This is a genomic window from Arcanobacterium phocae, assembly GCF_018913465.1.
GTDB lineage: Bacteria > Actinomycetota > Actinomycetes > Actinomycetales > Actinomycetaceae > Arcanobacterium > Arcanobacterium phocae_A.
Genome location: NZ_JABAPM010000002.1, coordinates 40,712 through 60,382, shown reverse-complemented (window position 1 = coordinate 60,382; position 19,671 = coordinate 40,712). Strand labels below are relative to the sequence as shown.

Below are 19,671 nucleotides of genomic sequence, written 5' to 3'. Positions count from 1 at the left end.
GCCTCAGCCGAGTGCTTCAACAATATCGCTTAGTGGTGAACCAGAGGCATCACGTCGTTCATTAATCTCCGGTAGCTCAACGGGTTTGCCCTCGATACCAACAGCTCGAGCTGGAAGTTGCCCCACCCATGCCATAGACAAAACATCTTCACCACGAAGGAAACGCTGCGCTCGTACGCCACCAGTGCCACGGCCTTTCGCAGGGTAGCGGTCAAGTGGTGTGACCTTTGCAGTCCCTGGCATAGTGCCAGGAAGCGCATCGGAAGCGCTGGCAATGGTGACAACACCGTGAGCAGCTAAGTCGTTCTCTGGCACGATTCCCAAAGCGATAACGCTGGCCTTATCGTTAACTCTAATTCCCGCGATTCCTTGCCCACTTCGACCTTGAGGGCGCACAGCGCTAGCGTCGAAGCGTAACAATTGAGCGTCAGATGTTACCAGTACGATCACATCTGTGTCGCTCGATACTTGAGCGCCAATGACCTCATCGTTCTCAAGCAACGTGATAGCTTCGAATTGACTCTTATTCGGAGGATCAAGAGTAACTCGTTTAATCTTTCCTTGTGCCGTAGCCAAGGTAAGAACGGCTTCTTGTTCTGCGAAGCTGATCAAGGCAAGAGGACGTTCACCTGGCTGGAGTAAAAGCAACTCAGTTAGAACGGTGCCAGCAGCCAAACTTGGTGCGTTTTCCGTATCCGGAATAGAAGGAACATCAACCACATTGAGACGGTGTACATTACCGGTGCTGGTAACAACTCCTATCTCGCTTAAATTAGTCGTCTCAACAATCGAGGCAAGAGCATCATGCGCCGCACGAGGTCCCTCGCGACGGAGTGGCTCGCCATCAACAATGCGCGCAATTCGTCCAGTTGCGGATAAGATAACCCGGCAAGGGTCATCTTCGATCTTGAGTTTAGGAGCCTTAGACTTTGTCGATTGCGTTGAAGCATCAGACTCTAACAGCACTGTGCGACGTGGCGTCCCATACTTACGTGCTACATCAGCTAACTCACTGGAGATAAGAGTGCGCATCCGTTCGTCAGAACCGAGAATAGCCAGCAATTCGTCGATTGTGTCTTGTAGTGAGTTTTGTTCAGACTCAAGCTCAATCTGAGAGAACTTAGTAAGCCGACGTAAACGTAGCTCAAGGATGTAGTCGGCCTGCGCCTGCGATAAATCAAATACACTCATCAAGCGAGTAGCAGCTGTAGCCGAATCTTCAGAGGAACGGATGACGGCTATGACCTCATCGATATCGACGATGGCTATGAGCAAACCTTCAACTAGATGTAGCCGCTCTTGTGCTTTTCGCAGACGGTACTCACACCGACGTTTTGTTACAGACCGGCGGTGATCAAGGAAAACTGTGAGGATCTCTTTCAACCCCATCAAGCGCGGCTGACCATCGACCAAGGCAACGTTGTTGATTCCAAACGAATCTTCTAACGGTGTGTGTTGATATAGAGCAGCCAGAACTGCCTCTGGATTAAAAGCGTTCTTGACTTCAACCACGAGCCGTGTACCGTGATGACGGTCAGTAAGATTTTGCACTCCAGAGATTCCTTGGAGCTTTTTGGAAGATACGCCGTCTTTAATCTTCTCAATGACTTTCTCTGGGCCAGTGAGGTAGGGCAATTCGGTAAAAATAATGCCTTTTTTGCGTGGTGTTACATTCTCAATATGTGCGGTAGCACGAGTACGGAAAATACCACGGCCAGTTTCGTAAGCTTGCCTAATACCTTCTAGACCAACAATTTTTCCACCGTCTGGCAAGTCAGGCCCGGGAATATAACGCATCAGCTCTTCGAGCGTGGCTTGCGGATTATCAAGCAAAAATCTTGCTCCAGCAATAACCTCATTAAGGTTGTGCGGAGCCATATTTGTTGCCATACCGACGGCGATTCCGGACGAACCGTTCACTAATAAGCTTGGGATTGCTGCCGGTAGGACTTCTGGTTCTTGGTAGGTGTTGTCATAGTTAGGGACCATGTCAACGACGTCTTCGCCCAACGATGCGGTCATCGCGAGGGCAGCTGGTGCCATCCGGACTTCGGTATAGCGGGGAGCTGCTGGTCCGTCGTCGGGAGAACCGAAGTTTCCGTGACCGTCAACGAACGGGATGCGCAACGAAAAATCTTGAGCTAATCGCACCATAGCGTCATAGATGGCGGAATCGCCATGTGGGTGCAGGCGTCCCATGACGTCACCCACAACACGTGAAGATTTAACATGCCCGCGGTCTGGTTTCAATCCCATTTGGTCCATCTGGAAGAGGATTCGGCGCTGAACAGGTTTGAGTCCGTCACGAGCGTCCGGTAACGCACGCGCGTAAATCACCGAATACGAGTATTCGAGGAACGAGTTTCGCATTTCCTCCGAGACGTCAATATTCGTAATATGTTCAGTTTGGGTATGTGCCATTCCTCTATTATCCCTATAAACTATTTATTTTTGTTGGTACAACGCGGGTGGAAGCGGGTGAGAAAGGCAACCTCACTTATAACCGTGCAGGCCAATATGGGACAATGAGAGCGATGAATAATGATCGTATGTCTGAATTGGTGGCCGCGCTTGAGCGGTTGCTTCCGCCGGATTCGCCCGTCTTTGATGACCTTGCTCAAGCTCTCGGCGACACTGAGATTCGTACTTTTTACGTGCGTCCCGAAACAATTTTTGATGCTGATTCAGTCTATGAACGAGTAGTCGTATTTGCAGCGTCAGTCCGCCGACTATTTTTGATTTATACCGACACGAGTTATGAAATGAATTCGAGCGGTGAGCTCGTAACTACCGTACAATCGGTTGATTTACAATCAATTAAGGAACACCATGTCGTTCGTCGTCGGCAACTAGACGGGGACGTAGCTGGTCAGCTGAACTCGGTTCTGCTTCGGCTTCGTTGGGGCGCAGCTTTCTCTGCAGATTTGCAGCCTGGTGCCTGTGAGGACCCGATGTGCACTAACGACCATGGTTATCTCGGTGTGCTGACAAATGAGGATTTCCAGATCTATCTTGAAGCAGCTCATGACGGAGCATATTTCCAATCGGGAGTCGACTTTATTAATGAACTTGTGCTTATGCTAGGACAGCGATGAAAGATCTTTTTGCAGGGGCTTTTTTGCCCGGTCAGGAACGTTTGGACCAAGTTTTACCAGCGTTATGTTCGAGTGTGGGGCTAACTGACGACGACGCAGCACGCCATACCCTCCAGTTACCGATAGCTCCCCGGGCATGCATAGTGATGGCTGACGGTCTTGGTTTTTATAATCTACTTGAGCGCCGTGGACATGCTCCCAACATGAGAGCTATGGGGATTGAAAAATCCATCTCCACCGTTGTCCCGTCGACGACGGCGGCCGGCATTACTGCATTTGGAACCGGACATCAGCCGGGCATGACAGCGATGACAGGCTATTCATTGCGTGTCCCGCACACGTCCCGGACTTTTTCGTTGATTACGTGGCCGGACCACGCAGTTGATGTGACTACATGGCAAACGCAGCCTACATGTTTCGAAGAGCTTGGCACGCTGGCATCTGAAACAGTCGTGATTCAGCCGAAAAAGTTCCATGGTTCAGGATTATCCGCGGCGGCCTTGCGCGGTGCGCGTACTCGTTATGCTGAGTCTTTACCAGATCGGGTTCAAGCAGCGGTGCATGCGTTGACGACTGATGCGCGACTAGCCTACCTTTACTGGGGAGATATTGACGCCGCAGGTCATAAGAACGGCTGGGGATCAGATGCTTGGATCGGAGAACTAGAACAGTTTGATGCCGGAATCGGATTATTACGTCGATCGTTACCGAGCGGAACACTGCTAGTTATTACGGCAGACCACGGTATGATCGACGTCGAGCATAGAGTAGACATTGCCGATCATAAGTCGCTGCATTCCGGGGTAGACGTAGTTGCTGGTGAACCGCGCGCAGTCCATCTTTACACTAAGAATCCACAAGCAGTTGCGCAGCGCTGGCGGGAGTCTGTCGCGGATCATGCATGGGTGGTAACACGTGACGAAGTTATCGACTCTGGACTTATAGGGCCAGTTCGCGATTTGACCCGCCAGACTATGGGAGATGTATTGGTGTTTGCGCGTGACACACACGTTTTCGTTGATTCCCGAGTACAGTCGAGTAATGCGATTGGGCTTATTGGGGTCCACGGATCCTTAACTCGTACTGAAATGTCTATTCCGTTGATTGTGGAGGTTATCTGATGGCTGAGCTGGTGTTTTTCTCCGGCACAATGGATTGCGGTAAGTCTACGTTAGCTTTACAAACCGCCCACAATTATCAACAACGCGGCCTAGCTGGCATAATTTTTGCAATGAACGATCGCGCTGGCAAAGGAAAACTGTCATCGCGGTTGGGCCTTGTCACGGATGCGGTCGAAGTTACGGAACAGACTGATTTTTGGAACGTCGTCGTCACCGCACGCCAACGAGGAGAACGCGTTGATTTCATCATTTGTGACGAGGTTCAGTTCTACAGCCGAGAACAAGTAAATCAGCTGGCGCGGATCGTAGACGAAATGCAGATCAGTGTGTGGGGCTTTGGCATTACCACCGATTTTTTAACTAACTTATTCCCCGGCTCAGCTCGAATGCTTGAGCTGGCAGATCGAGTCGAACGACTGCAGGTTGAGACGTTGTGCTGGTGCGGAAAACGTGCAACGCATAATGCTCGAACGATTAATGGTGTGATGGTCACCGAAGGCGAACAAGTCATGGTGGGTGATACCAAACGCCACGAGGTAGTTGGTTATGAGGTTTTGTGTCGCGAACACCATATGAAAGGCATGACGGCTAAGACCGCGCATGCCTCAGAAATATCGCACGGGACACTTAACTTGAGCTCCCGTAGCTAACGACTAGTCTTTTGGTGCGCCAAAAACTATTTCGTCCCATGACGGCATCGATGGACGATTACGTCGCTTAGCAGACCGTTTTGCTTTCTTTTCAACAGCGTTCTTGCCTAGCGGCAGAGTGTTCTCATCTGCTGAATCCGCAGTCGGGGCAGTTGAAGGAGTCCGATCTTGAGTTTGCTTTTCCTTGCGTTCGGCGCGCGAAGGTAACTCGACGACGGTGGCATCGGTAGCATTCTCAACATCAGAATCAGCAGGATGTGCGCCGTCGAAGAAATCGGTTCCGGGCATTCGTCGAGACTTCCCGCGTTGAGAATCCAATGAAGCTAGCATGTCATCGATAGAGGGGGTTCCAGCTGAGGCAGGTTGCGCGTCTAATGCAGTAATAATTGGCCGCTCATGCTCTTCATCTACCGTAGGCGTATTCAACGGGCGCCATGGCGATGACGGTGCAGGAATCTGGGTTTCAGTCAACCATGTAGCCTCATCATTAGTAGCCTCTACTGTCTGACTACGGGTATTGATGATCCAAGAGGCTTCATAATCGGTATTGGCTACTGTATAGCGTGCGATAAGCATCCACGGACCACCCGAATTACGAGTTGCGTCCCAACTGATATCATTCGCGATAACCCCGCGCGGGACCAAACGGGAAACGACGAGCTCTTCGATGGTCATACTGCCAGCATCAGAACTCTGCCGGAAGTTACGGGCACGGGAGGCGGTATATTCGCGTTCAGCGAAAATTGGGTGAGCAAAGATAGCAACTTGCGACGCAGGTAGAGAAGACAATTCACTAACGTCAGCCACGCTCATGCCTGCTCGAATATGCGCCTGGATTTCACGCGGCGACATGGGCTTCGGAGCTTCGTCTGAGTCCTTGGCTACAGGGGTATCTTTGCGCAGTGCAGCCCGCAGAGAATCAGTGATTGGAAGCAAATACCTATTGCCATCCGCATCATTCAAAGATAGTTGTTGCCCATCGGGGTGCACGCCCAATAGTTCAAGCTCGATCATTAGTCCTCCTCATACAGCACTAGAGTGCCATTCTTTCACAGTTTTTGGCAGACAAGTGCGGTGTGTTTGAAAAATGCCATGAACTACCTCTTGTCAAATACTCGGTAAAGTGGTACAACATGGAGGACAGAACGCGTTATTTCATGTTAGGACACGATTCATGGCAACTGATTACGACGCTCCTCGTAAACAAGACGAGGAACTCAAGGAGGACTCCCTTGAGCAGCTAGGTGCTCGCCGGTCAGACCACCAGTCTAACTCGGTAGACGAGGACGAAACCGAAGCCGCCGAAGGTTTTGAACTGCCTGGGGCTGATTTATCGAATGTTGAACTCTCGGTTGCTGTGGTTCCTCCACAGGACGATGAATTCACATGTTCGGAATGCTTCCTAGTACATCATCGCTCGCAATTAGCATACGAAGAGAACGGTTTACCTGTTTGCACGGAGTGTGCTTCCTGAGCCCTGATAGAATAAACTCGCCGATTTTTAATCGGCGAGTTTTTCTATCGAAAAAAGCTTATTGAAGGAGTGCAACTATGGGGTGGTTTTCTCGTCGCAAAGAGAAAGAGTCCAGCACGTCTGGACCAATCGATCAATCGAGTTCGCAAGCAGCGACAACCGGCCCATACGATTACGTTGATCATCCGGATCGCGGTGACCTGTTAGACGCTGGCGCGTTATGGATTCCGGTAGTTCGCGATGCCTCGATTCAGTTTTCTGTGGATCATTCGCAGAAAACAGTTTATGGAATTGTCTATGTCATCGATGACGCGGCAATGCAACTGCAAGTGTTCGCAGCCCCACGTTCTGCTGGGATTTGGAATGATGTGCGACGAGACATGATCACGTCAATTGCCCAGCAGGGTGGCTCATCAATTGAAGTTGAAGGAACCTACGGTACCGAGTTGCATGCGCAGGTTCCCGTCGCCGATACCCAACATGTGGCTCCTCACAGGTTCATCGGAATTGACGGACCACGATGGCTTTTGCGCATCACGTTATATGGGCGGGCTGGGTCTGACGATCAGTTGGCAGCGCGAATGTTGCGCATTGCAAAGCATATCGTCGTCGTACGTGGCAACACACCTCACCCGCCACGTGAACTACTCGAACTACAGATCCCACACGTTGACAAAACTCGTGAGGCCTAAGTGCAGCGACGCCTCCTCACCGTAACCGGTGTGATCACAGCAATAACATATCCTGGGCAAGGAACTAGACCGGAAGTGACCGTGACTATGGACGTTAACGGGGTAGTACTTCAGCTTGTATTCCAGTCACGGCGAGTATTGCATGCTATCGATATCGGCCAATATCTTCGCGTTAGTGGGGCGGTAGTAAAGCGTCACGGTGTACCTTGTATATACAATCCGATCTACACAATAGTGAAAGGCCATGATGGTTAAAAAAGAAACATCATTATCGGCAATTACAGCCACTGATTTTGACGCAATGAAAGCTGTTGGCGGCTGGCGTGGAATAGTCGAATCCGTTGTTCCCACCGTAGTCTTTCTTATTATCTTCGCGGCGAGTCATCAGATCGGTTGGGCCGCGTGGGTCTCACTAGGGACTGCAGCCATCGCGATCGCTGGGCGGCTCATCTCACGTGTTGACCCGTCACCAGCTGTCGGTGGCTTAGGCGCGGTGCTCATTTCCGCTTTCATGGCGTGGAAGACTGGTCAAGCAGCAGATTTTTTCGTCTGGGGATTAATCGTCAATGTTGCATATCTAGTAGCTTTTTTACTCTCGATCCTAGTGCGATGGCCGTTAATGGGGGTGCTCATTGGAGCCATGCGAGGCGAAGGTACTACTTGGCGGCACCATAAAACAACAGTCAGAAGATATTACTCAGTCACATGGATGTGGGTAGCACTGTTTGCGATGCGTGCGGCAGTTCAGCTACCGATGTATTTTGCCGGTGCAACTAATGCACTAGGCATTGCAAAACTTGTTATGGGAATACCGTTATTTGCCTTGGTATGCTGGCTCTCGTGGCTTATGATTCGAGCGCTTGACCCGATTCCGGCTCCGGATCAGACGGCGCAGGTTTAGTAGCAATAAGCTCATTAATTTCAGTCAACGTTAACTCATCGTTAACGTTGCCGATGAGGACAAGCTGATCTCCGACGTCGAAAGTTAAATCTGGATCAGCCACTAGTGCTGTTCCGTCGCGCAACACGGAAGCGAGGATGAAATCTGGTGGCAATACAAGATCTTCAACAAGCGTTCCTACGATTGGTGCATCAGGCGCGACTTGTCCTTGGAACATCGAGGCTTGTGTCTCAATAAAATCGAGTTTGCGGACGAAATTGCCATCTCCAACTGCGTCTTCGATGAGGTTGGTCATTATCCGCGGCGTGGATACTGCTACATCGACACCCCACGACTCATCAAACAGCCACTCATTAGCAGGATTGTTGACGCGCGCGATAACACGCGGGATTCCATACTCAGTTTTCGCTAGCAATGATAAGACAAGATTAGCTTTATCGTCACCGGTTGCCGCGACAACGATATCAGTTGTTTCCATGCCTATATGCTCTAATGTGTCTAATTCGCAGACGTCTCCAAGTATCCAATCTGCTGCCGGCACTGATGCAACACGCATAGCTTGGGCCGAGCGATCTACAATGAAAATTTCGTGACCGCGCGCAGCTAGTTCGCGTGCAATCGAGCGGCCTACCGATCCGGCACCGCCAATGAGCATTTTCATTAGAAATCCTCCTGGACATGATGGTTCATAATTCGTTGCACAGTATGTGTGCGTTGCTGCTGGACTAGAAGCCACAAGTCATCGCCATCTTGAAGCACGGTATCTGGCTGCGGCAACAGAGCTTGGCCATATCGACCGATGTATGCAACGCGCGATTCAGTTATACGCTGAATATTTGCGACGTCCATCCCATACCAAGATTCATCGATATCAACCCAGATCAGTGTTACGCCGTACTGCGAATCTGTGTAGTCCACATGAGGACCGTGCGCGATGAGCTCGCGGAGCATCTGATCAGCGCTCCACGTAACTGGAGTTACGGTATCAATCCCTAACCGGTTAAACACCTCTGCGCGCTCTGGATCGTAGATTCGAGCTACGACATTTTGCACTCCGAACGTATCGCGCACTACACGTGCTGCAATAATATTGGAATTATCTCCGGATGAGGTCGCAGCAAACCCTTGAGCATCCTCAATTCCAGCTTGGCGTAGGGCATCCCGGTCAAACCCTAAACCAGTAACTAGTTGACCGGTAAATTCTTCGGGTAGCCGCCGGAATGCATCGGCATTTGAATCGATAATGGACACTGAATGCCCGCGATTTTCTAAATTCACAGCGAGCGTGGATCCAACTCGACCACACCCCATAATGACAAAATGCACGATGAGAACGCCACCTTACTCTACTTTTCCGCGTAACCTATTGACGTGATGAAACATTCTACTGAAAGTTCCCAGGCTATCGCTAAGACTGCCTCCATTACCTTGATCGGGCTGGTAGTTCTAGCAACTCCTATGCTTATTCTACGTTCTGCATCGCTAGCAATCACTAGCGCAGAGATTTCTCTTGCCTTTTCGCTTGGATTGGTTGGCTTTGGGCTGACCCTGTATACTTTGAGAGCTTTGACTCGTGCGGTTCCACGGCGTTCGTTCCACCAGATTGCGCACGTTTACATCGGCGGTTGGGCTGGTGTGCTTTTGGCTGCCGCAAAGATTCTGGCTTATGCGGTACTGATCATGATGGGGGTAGACCTCGTCACGATTGGAATCGTAGCTATCACTGGACCTGGTTGGTGGTCAGTGGCGCTGCCTCCGGTGATTATTATTTTGCTGGCGATTCCTAGCTTGTATGCGCGTTTGGAAACGCCAGTTGTGTGGGCACGCTGGTTGACATTCTTAGGCATCGCGGGGTTAATCATAGTCCTTGGTGCAGGATTGGCCCGAGAAGCCTTTGGGCATATTGATTATGCAACGATTAATGAGGCCCGTCAGGAGGCTTTTGAATCAGCTCCTCTCATTAGCCGCTATTTCCCACGTATCGATAGTGCATTAGGTGCTCTCTTCCCAGCTGCGTTGCTTGTGATTACATCGGAACGAGTAATGGTTTCGCCAGAAGACCGTAGGGTCAATACGGAAGAGCAGTTACGTATTTTCGTTCCTGCATTCTTCTTGATTGCACTGACACTCTACTTTTCTGTTGTTCTGTATTTGCCCGGGCGGCGGTTGTCAGTGCCTGCGATCCCGATTGCGACTGCAATTTTCGGCGTCGTCGGCACTGTGTCGATGGCTGTGTTGTTGACGTTCGTGGGCTTAGCTGCCGCGTATGCTTCTTATCGCCAGCTCCCGCGTCTTTTGCGCGACTTGGCGATTGATACGTTACTGCCACGGCGATTAGCTGCGCGTGACTCGATTAGGCCCCGCAAAGCAATTGTTCTGGTCATTGCTTTTTTGGCTACTACTGCCACAGCTTTTCTAGATTCAGCGAGTGCTTTAGCTAGCGTTTTTGTCTTCATGGTCGGCGTGATCATGCTTGTTACATCGGTAGCTATGATCTATCGCTCGCGTTCGATCCTACGTGATTCGACTCACGCTGAAGATCGCTATGACGCTTATTTCTTGCAGTGGTTGTTTACAGTTTATGGAATTTTCATCGCCGGAGTTTTAGCACTAATATCGTGGGTTCATCCACAGTGGAGTGTGTCTGCGTTAGTTTTACTGGTGGTACCCGGGGTGTTTTTATGGGGGCATCGTCGCGGCCAATCAAGAGTTTCGGATGCGTTAGCGGTTGACGACGACGTCGTGGCTCGTCGGCTACCAACACGCGTCCATGGTTTAGTCCTTATCGAACATTGCGACCAACCAGCTATGAAAGCTGTTTCATGGGCCCGGGCGACTAGGCTGTCCTCTTTGTCGGCAGTGCTGATAGATATCGATCCGATCGTTACTCGGAATGTACGCGAGCAGTGGGCTGCAGCTCGTATTCCAGTTTCACTAACTATTTTGGGAACTCCACGTGGTGCTATTCGGGGACCGTTTATCGAACATATTCGTGCTTTACGCAAGTTTCATCCGCACGACGTTATCGAAGTCTTCATTCCCCGTGTAGTGTCTACTGGGTGGTGGGATAGATTCTACGTTCGGCATTTGACGCCTAAGCTCATCACGGAATTGAAGTTAGAACCAGGGGTAATGGTCACTGAAGTGCCTTATCTCATTGATGTTTCTGGCTGGAACGTGGATGATAGCTATGAAGAGAACTACGGACGCGGGGAACATGATGTCTAACCTTAACCTTGAAATTACCGATATTGCGCACGGCGGGCTGGGGGTGGCCCGCGATGACGAACGTGTCGTTTTCGTTCGTGGCGCTTTGCCAGGTGAGACTGTTGAGGTAGAACTAACAAAAGAGCGGGCTAAGTGGGCACGTGGAATCGTCCGTGACGTTATAGTTCCGAGTAACCACCGGATCCTGCCAACTTGGAGTGAAGGTGTAGCTGGGGCTACTGGTGCTGCTGATTTTTCACATGTTGAGCTCGAGTATCAACGTGAATTAAAGACGTCGGTGTTACGTACTGCAATTCGGCGTGTTGGCGGGATTGAGCTACAAGAGCATCTTGCGGAAGCAAGGGTTGAACCAGCAATTACTGGTATCGACAGCACTGATGGGTGGCAGACCCGTACCCGGGTTGATTTGATTAAGATGGCGCACGGCTTCGGCATGCATAAAGAGCAATCTCACGATCTTATTCCTATCGATACATTGCCGTTAGTGGTACCTGATTTAGCTGAGCTGATTTTTAGTCATAATTGGGATTCGACTTTTAAACCAGGTAAACGAGTGCGCTTTGTTGCTCCGTCAACGGGTGAGAACGTCGCAGTGTGTGACGGCAAGGTGTACTCCTCGCCACGGGTCCGAACTGACTATCATGTTTCAGAAACAGTTGCTGGCAAGCGTGACTTTTATGAGTACAACGTAGCTGCAGACGGATTTTGGCAGGTGCATTTCCGAGCTCCCGGGGTATTGCAACGTGAAGTGGTTGCGCGTTCAGCAGTGCAGCCTGGACATCGTGTGTTAGAACTTTTTTCTGGGTCCGGCTTGTTTTCTGTCCCGCTTGCTCGGGCTGCAACAAAGCAAGGCAAATTCTTAGGTATCGAGGGGTCGGCGCAGGCAACGTCAGATGCCAAGAAGAATCTTGCAGGCATGCCGTGGGCTGAGGCGCGTGCACAGCAATTAGGCAACGAATTGCCTGATTTCAACGCTGATGTGATTGTTGCAGATCCGCCTCGCCATGGTTTAGGAATCGGACTGGCAGATCAGATTGGGCATAGCGGTGCTCGTCGCATTGTGCTGGTTTCGTGTGATCCGGCCTCAGCTGCACGCGACGTGGCGACGCTAATGAATACTGGGCGACGTGTACTATCTATGAACGGTTTTGATATCTTTCCTCATACCCATCATATGGAAATTGTTACGTTGCTGGCATAACTGTGATACGAAGCTGAAGCCCTGCCGGTAGACTATCTGAAAACCGATAGAAAAGATGGCTAAGTGATGGCAAGGGTTGTTCTGGTAACTGGGGCTAGCTCCGGATTTGGCAAGCTGGCAGTAGAGAAATTGTTGAGCCGTGGATATGTGGTGTATGCGGCTGCGCGTCGCGTAGAACGGATGGCCAGCTTGGAAAAGCAGGGCGCGCATCTGTTGCGTATAGACGTTACTAGTGATGACGACGTCGAACAAGGTATTCGCACGATTATTGAAGCTCATGGCGGTATCTATGGCTTAGTTAATAATGCTGGGTATGGCGGCTTCGGTATGCTGGAAAACGTGAGCCTGGATGAAGCTCAACGGCAATTCCAGGTAAATGTGTTTGGGCTTATGAGAGTGACAAAAGCTGTCCTACCGTACATGCGCGATGCGGGTGAAGGCCGCATTGTCAATGTTGCTTCGGTAGTCGGTAAGGTGGCGTTGCCGATGGGTGGCTGGTATTCGGCGTCGAAGCATGCCGTGGAAGCGTTGAGCGATTCTTTGCGGAACGAAGTGAAACGCTTTGATATCAACGTATCTATTATTGAGCCTGGCCCGGTGCAAACCGAGTTTTTAGATCGTGCTATGGAAGTCGTTGATCGTGTTAAACATGGCGATGCCTACCTTGACCAGGTGGAGGGTTTTAAATCTGCGTTCGTGAAAAGTTACGAGCATGCCGATGGGCCAGATCGCACTGCAAACGCGATTGTTGCTGCCGTGGATAGTGCACGCCCGAAAATACGATATGCGGTCAGTGGGGCCCGCCCTATTTTAATGCTTCGGTCGATATTGCCAACCACACTTTTTGACTATTTTCTCAATAAGAGTCTTAGACAAACCCGAGGGTAATGTTTCAGTATATGAAACATTTATGAGACTTTTCGTTCCATTATATGAGAGACTTTAGAGTTTTTCTGGACGGTCATGTGGTTCCGTTGTTAAGGTGAAACCACCTTGGTAACTGGCGGTTTTAAGTTGAATTAACAACATGGAGCCAAGGGATCGTGATCGTCCGTCTGGGTACATTCTTTGTAGGAATGTGCCCATTTTTAATATCTGGAGGGCTCGTGAGAAAAATTGCTCTGGTCATGGGAAGTGACAGTGATCTACCGATCATCGAAAAAGCAATCCTTTATCTCAAACAAACCCCAGTTGATTTCACAGTCAACGTTTTATCTGCTCATCGTACTCCTCAAGAGGCTATTGAATTTGCTCAAACAGCCAAAGATAACGGCTATGGGGTAATCATCGCAGCAGCTGGTATGGCTGCACATCTTGCTGGTGTTATCGCAGCAAACACGGTCTTACCAGTTATTGGTATCCCGTGTGCATCAGCAAATCTTGACGGCATGGACGCATTGCTTTCCACCGTCCAGATGCCTCCCGGCATTCCGGTTGCGACTGTTGCGATTAACGGTGCGAAGAATGCAGCGATTCTGGCATGCCAGATTTTAGCTGTCGAAAATGACACTCTTACCCAGCATCTGCGTACTCAACGTGCGGAAGATAGTCAGAAAGTTCTCGAAAAAAACTCTGCGATATCGCATACCTATTCAGTCACCCACCACAACTAAAACTAAGGAAAACAGATGACAAATAAACTGGTCTACTCTGGCAAGACAAAGAACGTTTATGAGCTAGAAAACGGTCATTATGAACTGAAATTCAAAGATGACGTTACTGGCAAAGACGGTGTATTTGATCCGGGCGAAAACGCGGTTGGTCTATCTATCGCGGGCGTCGGCGCGATCAATCTAAAAATGACAACTTTGTTTTTCAAGATTTTGCAGGAAAAAGGGATCAAGACGCATTTTGTTTCCAGCAATTTTGACGAGACAACAATGGAAGTTATTCCTGCCACTCCTTTCGGCAAAGGCCTAGAAGTAATTTGCCGATACAAGGCCGTAGGCAGCTTCTATCGTCGTTATTCCGAATACGTTGAACCTGGTGCTGACCTTCCAGCCTACGTTGAAATGACTTTTAAGAACGATGAGAAGGGCGATCCTTTGGTAACAAAGGACGCCCTTGTTGCATTAGAAGTTATGAGTGCCGAACAATACGATGCAGTCAAGCAAATGACGCAGGATATTACCCGCGTCGTCGCTGATGAAATGGCTGATCGTGGCTTGGACTTGTACGATATCAAGTTCGAATTCGGTTACGATGCGAACGGTGAAGTCATTCTTATTGATGAGATTGCTTCCGGGAATATGCGCGTATACAAAAATGGCGAATATATCGCACCGCTTGAGTTGAATAAGCTGTTCTTCGCAGGTATCGAAGGCTAAGCTCATGGGCGGTCTGTTTGCTTCGACGTCGATACGAGATGTGCAAGAAGATATTTTCTTCGGCACCGATTACCACAGTCATTTGGGTAATTATCGTGCCGGAATGGTGTTGTGGAATACCCACGACGGATTCCAGCGCGAGATTCATAATATTCAAAAAGATTCGTTTCGGTCGCGATTTGCACAATTCTTGGAACACGTGCGAGGACAGGCAGGAATCGGCTGTATTGCTGATGATGCTCCGTCGCCGCTCATTATGTCTTCCCATCTTGGTACATATGCTTTGTGCGTTGTTGGGGCAATCACGAATATTGACGAGTTGAGTGCTGAACTTTTGGCTGAAAAAGGTCCGATGTTTAACGCCTTGAGTGGCGGTCGGATCAACCCTACCGAGGTGGTCTCTGCACTTATCAATACGAAAGATACGTTCCACGACGGCATCAACTATGTCCAGAGTCGAGTACAAGGGTCATGCAATCTAATCGTATTGTTAGATGACGGTTCCTTGATCATCGGTCGTGACAGACTAGGGCGTTTGCCAATGATTATTGGCAAGGACGACGACGGTTACGCCGTTAGTTTTGAGTCATTCTCATTTGAAAAACTGGGCTATCACTATGTGAGTGAGCTTGGACCAAATGAGGTTGTCAAGATTCTTCCACACGGCGTTGAGCAACTCATACCGCCTCAAAACGAGATGAAGATTTGTTCGTTCTTGTGGAACTATTACGGTTACCCAACATCGACATACGAAAACATCAATGTCGAAATGATGCGGAACCGTAATGGAGAAATCCTTGCAGATAACGAATCTGATCCGCATCTGTTTGATCGTCTCGATTATGTGTGTGGGGTGCCAGATTCAGGTACCCCGCACGCAATGGGCTATTCGTATAAATCAAACGTAAGATTTGCCCGCTGCTATATCAAATACACTCCTACGTGGTCTCGTAGTTTTCTGCCGCACCTGCAAGGTTCGCGTAACGAGATAGCAAAAATGAAGCAGGTACCGATCAAGGAACTCATCAATGGCAAGAATATTTTGTTTGTCGATGATTCAATCGTCCGGGGCACCCAGCTACGGGAGACAGTGGAATTTCTCAAAGGAAACGGTGCCAAAGAAGTACATATGCGAAGTGCGTGCCCGCCCATGATGCACACGTGTAAATATCTGAACTTCTCCGTTAGTACCAGCGAAAATGACCTCATTACGCGTCGGATCATCAACCAGCTCGAAGGACCCGAAGGGTTAGAACATATTGACGAATACGCTGATCCAACTTCCGAACGTGGCAAACGATTACGTGCTGAGTTAGCGGAGCGCTTCAACTTTGACACAATCGAGTTTCAAACCCTAGACGGAATCATCAAAGCTATTGGCTTACACCCAGACAAACTTTGTACCTACTGCTGGAGCGGAAAAGAATAACCATGCGCGATTCACAATCAGAACGATATAAAGATGCCGGAGTCGATATTGAAGCCGGATACGAGGTTGTAGAAAGAATCCACAAACATATAGAACAAACGATGAAGGGCCAAGGGAGCTTCGACCATATGGGCTTTGGCGGCTTACTGCCACTGGGCGGCTTGGATATGGAAAACCCAGTTCTCGTTTCCGCTACTGATGGCGTTGGAACCAAACTTAAGCTTGCTTTCTTACTGGATAAACATGACACAGTTGGCATCGACTGCGTAGCGATGTGCGTCAACGACGTGCTGTGCGTTGGAGGGCGCCCAATCAACTTCCTCGATTACATTGCCTGCGGAAAGAACGAACCAGCCAAGATCGAAAAGATTGTTGCCGGAATCGCCGAAGGGTGCATACAAGCGGATATCCCACTGGTAGGCGGTGAAACTGCGGAGATGCCAGGATTCTATCCAGTAGACGAATACGATCTTGCGGGTTCTTGCAACGGGATCGTTGACCAGGAAGAGATTCTTGATAAATCCAACGTGCAAGAAAACGATGTTGTTATCGCGATCGCGAGTTCCGGTGTGCACTCCAATGGTTTTTCGCTCATCCGCAAAGTGTTTCAGATCGATAATGCGCAGGCACTACAGGAAACCTACGATGAACTATTAGGGCAAAGCCTGGGCGAAGTGTTATTGACTCCCACGAAAATCTATGTCAAACCAGTTACTGAGCTACTTGAGAAAAAACTTGTAAAGTCATTAGCTCATATCACTGGTGGCGGGTTTTACGAGAATATTCCGCGGAGTCTACCGAACGGTTTGGGCGTTGCTATCAACTATAACGACGTCGAAATACTTCCGATCTTCTCTCTGATTCAGCGCATTGGGAAGATCAATAACCACGATATGTTCAATACGTTCAATATGGGCGTTGGGATGACGTGCGTCGTCGATCCACGCAACGTCCAAGAAACTATAGAAATCCTCGGCGAACACGGCGAACACGCCTATGTTTTAGGGAAGGTAGTCCGGTCCAACACGCTGGTAGAGATAGACGGAGCCGGCTATGACTCATAACAAAGCGCGCATAGCGGTTCTCATCTCTGGTAACGGCAGTAACCTTCAAGCAATTCTTGATGCAGCAGCAACTGGCGCTCTAGCCCACGGCACAGTAGCACTTGTTATCAGTAGCAGTTCTCAGGCGTACGGAATAACTCGCGCTCGCGAAGCAGGTGTGCCGGTAGACGTCATACGGCGTCAAGATTTTGCAACCCAAGCAGAGTTTGACGATGCATTGAGCCGAATAATTGATCAATATCAGATCGATCTGATTGTTCTTGCCGGATACATGAATATTCTGAGTAAACAGGTTGTAGACCGATACCCGAATCGAATTGTCAACATTCATCCCTCTCTTATCCCGGCGTTTTCCGGACCAGGATTCTACGGGCTGAAAGTCCACGAAGCCGTGGTAGCAGCCGGGGTGAAGGTTTCTGGTGCAACCGTCCATTACGTCACCGAGGTTTGCGACGGCGGTCAGATTTTGGCGCAAGAAACAGTTCCGGTTTACGAAACTGATACTCCACAGGACGTGCAAAAGCGGGTCCTGACAGAAGTTGAGCACATCATATATCCGCGTGTCATCGAACAACTATCCAAAGAAATTGCAGGTAACTGATATGACAACTAGATCTATTGTTTCTTACCTAGGAAACAAAACATATCCGGGGCGTACTCTTGTCCTTGCTGCTTCGCCGGATGGAAAGACCGCAACGATCGTTTATTTCATCATGGGTAGGAGCATGAATAGCCAGAACCGGATTTTTGTTGACGACGGCGATGTAGTGCGTACCCAGGCTTACGATGAGTCACAGATGGCAGATCCTAGCCTGATTATTTATCCTATCTATCGCTATTCTGGAACCACACATATTTTCACTAATGGTGACCAAACCGCGACGATTTACAGTGGTTTAATTGATGGCTTATTACCGGCGGAGTCTCTTAGCGAACGCGAATGCGAACCAGATGCACCAAATTTCACTCCGCGTATTTCCCTCGTTACACAACCAGATGCGTATTCGATGCACGTTATTAAGGCAGCGGATCGTACTGGCCAGCAATCGGTACATTTTGATTTTCACTATCCGTACGTGCGTGGCATCGGGCACTGTATTCATACGTACCACGACGACGGTCAGCCGCTCCCAAGCTTTTCTGGCGAGCCAGTCGAGTTTGACTATGAAGATGGGCTGGGGCGAAAGATCTGGGATGCGATCAATCCGGAATTCAAAGTCTCATTGCTAGAAGCCACTCTTGATTTAGAAACACACACCATTACCACGATGTCGATAATCAATAAGCACGAGGTCCACGCATGAATCGGTTAGAACTAAAATACGGAAATAATCCTCATCAAAAGCCGGCACACATCGCCATGAAGGACGGACAAGAGCTACCGCTGCGGGTGCTCAACGGTAAGGCCGGGTATATCAATCTGCTTGATGCTCTCAACGGCTGGCAACTAGTTCGCGAGTTGAAAGTAGCAACTGGTTTGCCGGCGGCGACGTCGTTCAAACATGTTTCTCCGACGTCGGCCGCTGTTGGCCAGCCGTTATCTGAAACCCTGAAAAAGGTGTGCTTCGTTGATGACGTCGATGGGCTCGACGAATCGCCACTCGCGTGTGCTTATGTTCGGGCACGTGGTACTGACCGGATGTGCTCATTCGGTGATTTCGTAGCCTTGAGTGACGTGTGTGATGTAGTTACGGCACGCTGCATCAAACGCGAAGTATCGGACGGCGTGATTGCCCCTGGATACGAGCCTGAGGCTCTGGAAATCTTGTCAAGTAAGCGCAACGGTAACTATACCGTGATTGAGATAGATCCAGATTACGAACCAGCGCCGCTTGAGACCAAAGATGTTTTTGGTATTACTTTCTCCCAGCATCGCAACAACCTCACAGTAGACGAATCGTTATTAGCGAACGTTGTCACAACGAATAAGGATCTTCCAGCAGCAAACAGGATTGACCTGTTGATTGGCATAATTACCCTCAAGTACACTCAATCGAACTCGGTATGTTACGCATACCAAGGTCAAGCAATTGGCGTGGGGGCAGGTCAACAATCTCGGATTCACTGCACACGACTCGCTGGCGATAAAGCCGATACATGGTTTTTGCGGCAGCATCCAAAAGTGCTCGGGTTGCAGTTTAAACCAGACCTTGGGCGAGCTACGCGAGATAACGTGATTGACAGCTATATCAATCACAATGAAGAAGATGTGTGCGCTGTGGGCATCTGGGAAAACTATTTCGTCACCCGTCCACAGCCGTTAACGGAGACCGAAAAACGCGAATTTTTAGCCGCACAATCCGGGGTAAGCCTAGCATCCGATGCGTTCTTCCCATTCTCCGACAACATTAAGCGAGCCGTGCGTAGCGGTGTCTCCTATGTAGTCCAGCCTGGTGGCTCAATCCGCGACGATGAAGTTATTGACTCATGTAACGACCACAACATCGTCATGGTCTGTAATGGCGTTCGGTTCTTCCATCACTGAGAAA

20 protein-coding genes and 1 riboswitch are annotated in these 19,671 nt (G+C 49.6%); of the genes, 16 read left to right on the top strand and 4 right to left on the bottom strand.

Features of this window, described 5'->3' with window-relative positions:
- Window positions 1–3: 3 nt before the first annotated feature.
- Window positions 4–2,421, bottom strand: a complete 2,418-nt coding sequence (locus KSO86_RS02830) for a DNA gyrase/topoisomerase IV subunit A (protein WP_216379031.1) — start codon at window positions 2,419–2,421, stop codon at window positions 4–6.
- A 113-nt stretch (window positions 2,422–2,534) separates the two neighbouring features.
- Between KSO86_RS02830 and KSO86_RS02825 the strand changes: the two genes are divergently transcribed.
- Genes KSO86_RS02825 through KSO86_RS02815 form a run of 3 tightly spaced genes read left to right on the top strand, consistent with a single transcriptional unit; the run spans window position 2,535 to window position 4,866 of the window.
- Complete coding sequence (locus KSO86_RS02825) at window positions 2,535–3,095, top strand: DUF5998 family protein (protein ID WP_216379032.1); 561 nt, start codon at window positions 2,535–2,537, stop codon at window positions 3,093–3,095.
- Window positions 3,092–4,216, top strand: coding sequence for an alkaline phosphatase family protein (locus KSO86_RS02820; protein ID WP_216379033.1), 1,125 nt, complete (start codon window positions 3,092–3,094; stop codon window positions 4,214–4,216). The genes KSO86_RS02825 and KSO86_RS02820 overlap by 4 nt, the downstream gene beginning before the upstream one ends.
- On the top strand, window positions 4,216–4,866 hold the full coding sequence (locus tag KSO86_RS02815) for a thymidine kinase (protein ID WP_216379034.1): 651 nt from the start codon (window positions 4,216–4,218) through the stop codon (window positions 4,864–4,866). Before KSO86_RS02820 ends, KSO86_RS02815 begins: the two co-directional genes overlap by 1 nt.
- A 3-nt stretch (window positions 4,867–4,869) precedes the next feature.
- Here the strand turns inward: KSO86_RS02815 and sepH are convergent, their stop codons facing one another.
- Entirely contained in the window at window positions 4,870–5,880 is a 1,011-nt protein-coding gene (gene sepH, locus KSO86_RS02810; RefSeq protein WP_216379035.1) for a septation protein SepH, read from the bottom strand.
- Window positions 5,881–6,040: 160 nt separating this feature from the next.
- Between sepH and KSO86_RS02805 the strand changes: the two genes are divergently transcribed.
- From KSO86_RS02805 to KSO86_RS02795, 3 genes are all read left to right on the top strand, one after another.
- A complete protein-coding gene (locus KSO86_RS02805) occupies window positions 6,041–6,340 on the top strand; it encodes a DUF4193 domain-containing protein (RefSeq protein ID WP_091281697.1) in 300 nt (99 codons plus the stop codon).
- Window positions 6,341–6,417: 77 nt separating this feature from the next.
- Complete coding sequence (locus tag KSO86_RS02800; RefSeq protein WP_216379036.1) at window positions 6,418–7,032, top strand: DUF3710 domain-containing protein; 615 nt, start codon at window positions 6,418–6,420, stop codon at window positions 7,030–7,032.
- Between the two features lie 244 nt (window positions 7,033–7,276).
- The gene (locus KSO86_RS02795) at window positions 7,277–7,933 is read left to right on the top strand and encodes a DUF3159 domain-containing protein (protein WP_253280566.1); all 657 of its coding nucleotides are present in this window, start codon (window positions 7,277–7,279) and stop codon (window positions 7,931–7,933) included.
- Here KSO86_RS02795 and KSO86_RS02790 read toward each other — a convergent pair.
- A complete protein-coding gene (locus tag KSO86_RS02790; protein ID WP_216379037.1) occupies window positions 7,878–8,594 on the bottom strand; it encodes a potassium channel family protein in 717 nt (238 codons plus the stop codon). The genes KSO86_RS02795 and KSO86_RS02790 overlap by 56 nt on opposite strands.
- Window positions 8,594–9,259 (bottom strand): potassium channel family protein, encoded by a 666-nt coding sequence (locus KSO86_RS02785; protein ID WP_366493496.1) that lies wholly within the window; start codon window positions 9,257–9,259, stop codon window positions 8,594–8,596. Before KSO86_RS02785 ends, KSO86_RS02790 begins: the two co-directional genes overlap by 1 nt.
- Before the next feature lie 48 nt (window positions 9,260–9,307).
- Here KSO86_RS02785 and KSO86_RS02780 point away from each other — a divergent pair, with 48 nt between their 5' ends.
- From KSO86_RS02780 to KSO86_RS02735, 10 genes are all read left to right on the top strand, one after another.
- Entirely contained in the window at window positions 9,308–11,161 is a 1,854-nt protein-coding gene (locus KSO86_RS02780) for an APC family permease (protein ID WP_494545861.1), read from the top strand.
- Complete coding sequence (locus KSO86_RS02775) at window positions 11,124–12,362, top strand: class I SAM-dependent RNA methyltransferase (protein ID WP_216379039.1); 1,239 nt, start codon at window positions 11,124–11,126, stop codon at window positions 12,360–12,362. The genes KSO86_RS02780 and KSO86_RS02775 overlap by 38 nt, the downstream gene beginning before the upstream one ends.
- Before the next feature lie 66 nt (window positions 12,363–12,428).
- Window positions 12,429–13,250: an oxidoreductase gene (locus KSO86_RS02770; RefSeq protein ID WP_253280592.1), complete on the top strand. Its 822-nt coding sequence runs from the start codon at window positions 12,429–12,431 to the stop codon at window positions 13,248–13,250.
- 98 nt (window positions 13,251–13,348) lie between these two features.
- A riboswitch (ZMP/ZTP riboswitch) is annotated at window positions 13,349–13,430 on the top strand.
- 38 nt (window positions 13,431–13,468) lie between these two features.
- Window positions 13,469–13,975, top strand: coding sequence for a 5-(carboxyamino)imidazole ribonucleotide mutase (purE, locus tag KSO86_RS02765; protein ID WP_216379041.1), 507 nt, complete (start codon window positions 13,469–13,471; stop codon window positions 13,973–13,975).
- 15 nt (window positions 13,976–13,990) lie between these two features.
- Complete coding sequence (locus tag KSO86_RS02760; RefSeq protein ID WP_216379042.1) at window positions 13,991–14,689, top strand: phosphoribosylaminoimidazolesuccinocarboxamide synthase; 699 nt, start codon at window positions 13,991–13,993, stop codon at window positions 14,687–14,689.
- Between the two features lie 4 nt (window positions 14,690–14,693).
- Window positions 14,694–16,118 carry an amidophosphoribosyltransferase gene (locus tag KSO86_RS02755; protein WP_216379043.1) on the top strand — a complete coding sequence of 475 codons (1,425 nt, stop codon included), beginning with the start codon at window positions 14,694–14,696 and terminating at the stop codon, window positions 16,116–16,118.
- Between the two features lie 2 nt (window positions 16,119–16,120).
- A complete protein-coding gene (purM, locus tag KSO86_RS02750) occupies window positions 16,121–17,182 on the top strand; it encodes a phosphoribosylformylglycinamidine cyclo-ligase (protein ID WP_216379044.1) in 1,062 nt (353 codons plus the stop codon).
- On the top strand, window positions 17,172–17,783 hold the full coding sequence (purN, locus tag KSO86_RS02745) for a phosphoribosylglycinamide formyltransferase (RefSeq protein ID WP_216431789.1): 612 nt from the start codon (window positions 17,172–17,174) through the stop codon (window positions 17,781–17,783). The genes purM and purN overlap by 11 nt, the downstream gene beginning before the upstream one ends.
- Window position 17,784: 1 nt before the next feature.
- Window positions 17,785–18,486 (top strand): IMP cyclohydrolase, encoded by a 702-nt coding sequence (locus KSO86_RS02740; RefSeq protein ID WP_216431787.1) that lies wholly within the window; start codon window positions 17,785–17,787, stop codon window positions 18,484–18,486.
- The gene (locus tag KSO86_RS02735) at window positions 18,483–19,667 is read left to right on the top strand and encodes a phosphoribosylaminoimidazolecarboxamide formyltransferase (RefSeq protein ID WP_216431786.1); all 1,185 of its coding nucleotides are present in this window, start codon (window positions 18,483–18,485) and stop codon (window positions 19,665–19,667) included. The genes KSO86_RS02740 and KSO86_RS02735 overlap by 4 nt, the downstream gene beginning before the upstream one ends.
- The last annotated feature ends 4 nt before the right edge of the window (window positions 19,668–19,671 follow it).